Below are 6,949 nucleotides of genomic sequence, written 5' to 3' on the forward strand. Positions count from 1 at the left end.
GCTCACCGCCGGCGAGCCGGCCGGCATCGGCCCGGAGCTGGTGCTGGCGATCGCCAGAGAGTCCTGGCCGGCCCAGCTGGTCGCCCTTGCCGACCGGGAGATGCTCGCCAGCCGCGCTGCGGCCATTCCCGGGCTTGCCGCCGTCACCCTGCACGACTTCGACCCCGACGCCACCCCCGCGCCCCACACCCCCGGGCACCTGCCGGTACTGCATACCCCTCTGGCCCGCCCCGCGGCGCCGGGAAGGCTCGACCCGGCGAATGCCGCTGCGGTCCTCGCCACCCTCGATGCCGCCGTCGACAGCTGCCGCGACGGTCGCTTCGACGCCATGGTGACCGCACCGGTGCAGAAGAGCGTCATCGCCGATGCGGGTTTCGCCTTCCGCGGGCATACGGAATATCTCGCCGCCCGCTGCGGCGTGGAGCGCGTGGTCATGCTGCTGGTGGCCGGCGGGCTCCGCGTGGCTCTGGCCACTACCCACCTGCCGCTGGCGGCGGTGCCGGCAGCCATCACCCGCGAGCTGCTCGGTGACACGCTCGGCATCCTCGACGGCGACCTGCGCCGGCGCTTCGGCCTGCCCCGGCCGCGCATCGCCGTCCTCGGGCTCAACCCTCATGCGGGCGAGGGAGGCCACCTGGGCCGGGAGGAGCTCGATGTCATCATCCCGGTACTCGAGGCCCTGCGCGCCGAGGGCCTGGACCTCACCGGCCCCCTGCCGGCGGATACGGCCTTCACGCCGCGGGCTCTGGCAGACGTCGACGCCGTGCTCGCCCTGTACCACGACCAGGGCCTGCCGGTACTCAAGCACGCAGGCTTCGGCGAGGCGGTGAACGTCACCCTGGGCCTGCCCATCGTGCGCACGAGCGTGGACCACGGCACGGCGCTGGATCTGGCCGGCACAGGACGGGCCGATGCGGGGAGTTTGCGGGCGGCGGTGACGCTGGCCGTGGCGCTGGCACGGCCCCTGTAGGAAGGGCGTCTCGCCCCGACCGGGCCCGCATCCTGGCGTGCGGCATCGGCATGCGATCCTGACCGGCGGAGCGGGCTTCAAAGCGAGGCGCAAATCGCTGCTTCGGAGGTTTGCACTATACTCCATTGGGGAGCTCGATTAACCCACTGCTAACCGGAGTAAGATACGAGAAACATGGCTCTTAAAAGCGCTGAATTCGTAAAAGCTGTGGCCGCCCTGGGGCGGGCCCTGGCTCTGCCTGAGGACGACATCACCAGAGACGCCTCGATCCAGCGTTTCGAGTTCTCCATGGAGCTTGCGTGGAAAGTCAGCAAACGCTGGCTCGGCACGGACACCAGTGCGCCAAAGCAGGTTATCCGCGAAATGGGCCAGGCCGGCCTGATCAGTGATGTGGTGCTCTGGTTAGAGGCGATCGACCAGCGCAACCTGTCGTCGCACACCTATAATGAGGACCTCGCGCGGGAGGTCTACGCCTTTGCTTCCGGGTTCCTACCGGAGCTGCAAAGCCTGCTGGATCGGGTGCAGCAGCCGTGACGCTTCGTTTGAGCGAGGCGGAGCTTGCCTTCCTCGACGCCAACGTCGTCCAGCCTCTCCACCAGGCGGGCTATCGCGTGTCGTGCTTCGGGTCACGAGCCCGGGGCGGCGGCGCCCCTTATGCGGACGTAGACTTGCTCATCGAGGGCTCCGGCAAGCCCCGGCAACTCGTGGGCGAGATCAACGAGAAGCTCACCGAGAGCAATTTCCCCTACAAGGTGGACCTCGTACTTGAAGCCGACCTGGCCGAGAGCTACCGGGATGGCGTGATGCGGGAGAAGATACCGCTGCGCCGGTAGCGGCGCAGGCCCCGGGTAGACGACCGGGCACGAAGGCCCCCGCGTCCCCAACGTCAAAGGGCCGCCAGCCGCCGCGGCGGCTGACACCACCGATGGTGCGGTTTACACCGGCTCACGCCCTCCCTAAACTCGTCGCTTCAACGGCCCGGGCATCCGCCACACTCATGACGGACGACACCAGTATTTCCTACTCTTTTTCAGCCACCCCGGCCGCGGGGGCATCGGCGCTCTATGCCTTTGCCGACTGCGAGCTGATCCCTGTCGATCAGGCCATGATGCTCGTCATCAACCGGGTCAACGGTCGGCAGCAGATGATCTCGCCGCAGGTTGTCGAGGCGCTCAAGACCTGCACGACGTTCCGTACGCTGGATGCGCACGCCGACCACCTGGCCCGGTCGCAGCCAGAGCTGAAGGGCAACCGCACTCTCGCCATGCAGGCGCTACAGCAATTGCGCGACGGCGAGATGCTGTTGTCTGCCGAGACAGTCAAAACCCGTCTCCAGCAAAGCCAGAACCACCCGCTGGCACCGACGCGGGCCTTTATCATCACCTGCGACCGGCCGGAAGCGGTGGAGCGGCTCCTCGAATCCATGCTGCGCAGCGGTTCGCTCACGCGGCACGAGGCCCTCATGCTGGTGGATGACTCGCGACACCCGGAAAGCCGAACGGCCAATCGGGACGCCGTTGAGCGCTTCAACCTCAGAAGCGCCAGATCCATGAGCTACTTCGGGGCCGAAGAGCAGGCCGCCCTGCTGGCACACCTGGTCGCGGAACTGCCGACACATGAGGCCGGCATCCGGTTCCTTCTGGACCCGTCCCACTGGACGGGCAAGAAGACCTACGGCCGCTCGCGGACCCTGTGCCTGCTGCTGTCGGTGGGCTGCAGGGCCATCGTCATGGACGACGACATCCTCTGCGAGGCCGTGCGACCGCCGGTCGAAGAGACCGGCATCAACTTCCAGGGGGGGCGCCGCGCTGCCTTCTTCCCGGACCGCGACACCCTGCTGGCTGCGCGGGTGCCCGCCGCTGCGGACCCGCTCGCCGCCCATGCCGACTTGCTGGGCCAACAGCTGGGCAACGCCGTGCGCGAGCTGAACAATGGTCCCCTGCAAGAGAGCCAGCTTTCAGAGTGCAATGCCGCCATGCTGAACGTCCTCGACTCGCAGTCGCCGATTCTGGTGACGCAGTGTGGCTCCTGGGGCGATCCCGGTACCGGGGGCGGCCACTGGGCCGTGCACCTGGGGGAGGACTCCATCGAACGCCTGGTCAATGCACCCCACGGCATGGCGGAAGCACTGCAGAACGGCTGCAACTGGCTGGGGTGCAGCGGCCCCACGATCCACAAAATGGCCTTCATGTCGCAGATGACAGGCCTGGACAACTCGCAGCTGCTGCCCCCCTACTTCCCGGCCTTCCGGGGCGAGGACCTGCTTTTCGGCACTATGGTGGAGGCCATGCACCACCGCGGTGCCGTGCTGGAGTATCCCTGGGCCGTGCCGCACCTGCCGCTGGAATCGCGGCGTGGCCAGGGCCTGCGGGCGCCGATGGCCGGTGAAGGCGGTATCGTCCTGTTCTCTCGCTATCTCGCCGAGCATATCGACTACAAGGATGCGAGCGCGCCGCAGCGACGCCTCCGGCACATGGCCGATGATGCCAGACGCCTCGCCGCCCGCAGCGACGCCGACCTGCTACTGGACTATCGCCGCGAGCAGGCCAAGGGCCAGGCGCACCAGCTGCATCTGCTGCGACTGCAGGCAGCAAAGGCCAGGGAGTTGCCCTCCCTGAACTGGCAGGGCTACCTGAAGCGGGGCATCGAAGAGGTGCAGGGATCAATCGCCGAGATCCACGGCCCCGCCCGCATTCGCGGCGTGCCGGCCGGCAGCACTGACGAGGCCCTGGTAGGGGTCTTCCGGGGCTATGCTGCACATTGGGCGGCGGCACTGGATGCCTGGCCGGCGGTTCGCGAGGCCGCGCAGGCCTATATGCTACCCCGGTAAGTATCCGGCGGCAGACGGGAACAAGCGATGGCGCGCAGCGCACACCCCCGGGAGGGCAAAGTGGAACAAGCCACGAGCGCACCCTGGCGCAGGGCATTTATCGAGGCTGCGGCAGCCTTCGTGCTGGCGGGCATTGTGCTTGCCCTGGCCTATGCCCTGCTCTTCTTCCGGGTGCACCCCGAATTCCGCGCTTTCGCCGGGCACGATGTAGAAACGGTAACGATCCCCGGCAATCGCTTCCGCCCCGTGGCTGCGGGTCGCGCCTATGCCAGAGACGGGAGCATGGTCATCGACGCGTTTGCCGGGGGCGGCGCCGTCGTGGCTCTCAATGCGCGCTTTCTGGCCGAGGACTACCCGTTCATCAAGCTCGACATCGACGGACTGACAAGCTGGGCCAACGCAGCAATTTACTGGCGCCGGGCAGCGGAACCGGACGTCATCTATCAATTGCCCCTGAACCGCTCTGGCGACGGGGTAACGCAGGTGGCGATGCCCAAGGGGAGCGAGAAATACCGCGGCGAGATCATCGAGCTGGCCGTGGGCTTCATTGCCGACGCAACAGGTCATGACAACGGTGGGCAGCGTCTGCGGGTGAAAGGCGTGGAATTGCGGCCGTTTTCATCAGGGCGCGTAATAGAGCAACTGCTGGCAGACTGGCTCAACCCACCCGTGCTGCAGGCTTACTCGAATAATGTCGTCATCGGCTCACACCCCCATTCCCTGCTGCGCCCCAACGGCATCGTGATGCTGCTGATGATAGTTGGACTCGCCGGGCTGGGCGCCGCCGTGCACCTTTTAAAGGTGCCCGCAGGTACCGGGCAGCAGCGACAGCTTCTCCGCGCCGCGCTATGCCTGTGCCTCTATGGCTGGGGCTGTGGCGAGGTGCTGCGGTGGCAGTGGCGATTGAGCGAGGGTGAAGTGATTTTGGAACGCTACGCGGGCCGCCCCCTTGCGGAGCAGATCAAGAACGCTCCCCTTCGCTGCGGACGCGACAGGGACTGTGTCAGCGACCTGCTGCCATACCTCTGAGCCACTTACGGGCCCGAAACCGGATCTGCAAACGCCTCCACCGGCGTTGCACGAGCCACAACCGGACCAGTACCCGACGGAACCACTAACAGATAGAGCAATTCCCCCAGAATCAGCGGAAGCAGCGCGAAGGCTGGCAGTGAAAAGCGACTGTGCCCGGTATCCGCGCCCGGCGTAGCATGACGCAGGCCATCATCGGTCAGCAGCGACAGAGACAGTAAAACGAACACGAAGGTGCAGGCTAGCAGCAGGAACAGGTACATCTTTTGATCAGTGCGCTCGCGCTGCAGGGCAAGCGGTGAGGCGGCCCAAGCCAGCACGAAAACAAGGAAAGCTACCTGAAAGCTTTGATTCAGCAGCCGGCTGGTGAGTTCCGTCGAGAAATAGGTAGACCACCCCGGCAAGCCCAGGGAGAGATGGCGACCGCCAAAGCGGAGGGCTTTGTCATCGGCATCAAAGGACAGCACCACAGGACCCACATCGACAGCGATGCCGGATTGCCAGACCCAATAGACGGATGCCCCGAAGATAACGATCAAGGCCAGCAGGGCCTTCCTGCTGTGCACAAAAAGTAAGGCCACCGCCCAGGCAGCCAGCGGTATGGCGGCATAGGCAACACCCGTATTCTTCAGATAGGCCGCCGAGCAGGCGCTCACCATGCCAAGGGCCAGAAGCACAGCCGATCGTTCAGCCATGGCAAGAGCCATGAGGGCACAGGCGCTCACCAGCGCGGCTGCGAGAAACAACTCACCGTAACCCGGCAGCAGAATGTGGTTCTCGAGCAAGGGAAGGGAAACGAGGCTGAGCGCCGCAAGGAGGGCGACAACCGGTGAGCGAGTCCGGTACCACGCATAGCCGCCGGCGATGAGTGCCATGCTGTAGGCACAGAGCAACCAGGGCACCAACGCGCCGAGGCCAGCATCCGAAAACGATGACAGCCAGGAAGACCAGGCGATGACCAGGTAGAGCGTAAGCGGATGTTTTTTCCAGAAAGGCTCGAAAGGCGCCTCCAGTGGTCCGGTTGTATGCGCGATAAAATCAACGGCCTGGTACCCCCAAACGCCCAAAACATCCCAGCTCTGTACCGGGAGCAGCAGATGCGCTGCCGCAAGCCAGCACGCGTAGAGGGAAAACAGTACCAAAGGCCAGACCAGGCGCCGGTCAAAGGAAAAGGCCGCCTTGCGCAAGGCCGCCAGCATAAACACTGCCGAGCAGAGTGTTGCGGCACCAAGGCACAATACAAAGGGCAGTGAAAAAAGCGAAAACCCTGCCAGGTCAGCCAGGTACACGGCCAGAGCCAGCAGCAGATAGCCAAGTATGCCCCCAGCGCCAGCCAGCACGAACCCGGCTCCCGGGGACCAGGCACTACGCAGCGCGACATTCGCCGCCAGGGTAGTGCCCATAAGCCAGGGCAGCATCGCGCCTAAAAGAGCAAGCATCGCCAACATCATGGCATGAAAACCCTCACACAGTGAGCAGAGCAGTTGATTTAAGGGCGCAGTTTAGCATCAGCACTCGCCGGCAAACCCGGGCTGTGAGCAGCAAAGAGCATGCTACCGCCAATGTTACTGGGACGGGCATAGCTTGCCATGCGCCAAGGCCGTGACTACTGCAGGGAACCCATTAAAGGAGCGAGGATCTTCTCGCAGGAAAACCATCCCAGGGTACCGAAAAAGGGATTGTCCGGCGCGCGCTGGTTAGCAAGCCGAGGTAGCCGGCGCCGCTGTTAACGAGACGGTACATTAACGGGCATCCGCCGGGCTTAAGCTCACCCACAGCCAGCCGCGATTGTTGCCGTAGCGATCCAGAAAGCGCCAGCGGCTCTCGATGTCGTTGGCGGCGAGGCGCAGCTCGCCATCGGCCCAGGCGGTGAAGGTGACGACGATGTCGTCGCAGGGGGTTTTCGGCGGCGGTGGGTTGAGGCGGCGGAAGGGACCGTCGCCGAGGGCGGCGACGAGCTCGAACCAGTCTGCCTCGGGGACCAGGGCGCGGTGACGGGAGGAGCGCACGAGGCCCTTCAGCAGGCCGCCGCTGATCTGCTCGCCGCCCTGCCAGGGCAGCTTGGGCTCGCGGCCGGCGCCCTTGCCCGCCGCGGGCTCGGCGAGGGTGTTCCAGCCGCG

Annotated in this window: 7 protein-coding genes; 5 read left to right on the forward strand and 2 right to left on the reverse strand. The window is 65.4% G+C overall.

What is annotated here, in order from left to right:
- The 5 genes from pdxA to HRUBRA_RS14240 all read left to right on the forward strand — a co-directional run.
- On the forward strand, positions 1–970 hold a 970-nt coding region (pdxA, locus tag HRUBRA_RS14220; protein WP_035518264.1), incomplete at its 5' end, for a 4-hydroxythreonine-4-phosphate dehydrogenase PdxA.
- Positions 971–1,144: 174 nt separating this feature from the next.
- Positions 1,145–1,504, forward strand: coding sequence for an HI0074 family nucleotidyltransferase substrate-binding subunit (locus tag HRUBRA_RS14225; RefSeq protein WP_035518266.1), 360 nt, complete (start codon positions 1,145–1,147; stop codon positions 1,502–1,504).
- Complete coding sequence (locus HRUBRA_RS14230) at positions 1,501–1,803, forward strand: nucleotidyltransferase family protein (protein WP_035518267.1); 303 nt, start codon at positions 1,501–1,503, stop codon at positions 1,801–1,803. The genes HRUBRA_RS14225 and HRUBRA_RS14230 overlap by 4 nt, the downstream gene beginning before the upstream one ends.
- Positions 1,804–1,967: 164 nt before the next feature.
- On the forward strand, positions 1,968–3,800 hold the full coding sequence (locus tag HRUBRA_RS14235; RefSeq protein WP_035518270.1) for a hypothetical protein: 1,833 nt from the start codon (positions 1,968–1,970) through the stop codon (positions 3,798–3,800).
- A 60-nt stretch (positions 3,801–3,860) separates the two neighbouring features.
- Positions 3,861–4,829, forward strand: a complete 969-nt coding sequence (locus tag HRUBRA_RS14240) for a hypothetical protein (protein WP_144244488.1) — start codon at positions 3,861–3,863, stop codon at positions 4,827–4,829.
- A gap of 5 nt (positions 4,830–4,834) precedes the next feature.
- Here the strand turns inward: HRUBRA_RS14240 and HRUBRA_RS14245 are convergent, their stop codons facing one another.
- Positions 4,835–6,280 carry a hypothetical protein gene (locus tag HRUBRA_RS14245; RefSeq protein WP_144244489.1) on the reverse strand — a complete coding sequence of 482 codons (1,446 nt, stop codon included), beginning with the start codon at positions 6,278–6,280 and terminating at the stop codon, positions 4,835–4,837.
- A gap of 291 nt (positions 6,281–6,571) precedes the next feature.
- Positions 6,572–6,949 (reverse strand): hypothetical protein (locus tag HRUBRA_RS15480; protein WP_035518275.1); only part of this gene is annotated, 378 nt, incomplete at its 5' end.

The sequence above is a fragment of the Pseudohaliea rubra DSM 19751 genome, from assembly GCF_000764025.1.
Taxonomy (GTDB): domain Bacteria; phylum Pseudomonadota; class Gammaproteobacteria; order Pseudomonadales; family Halieaceae; genus Pseudohaliea; species Pseudohaliea rubra.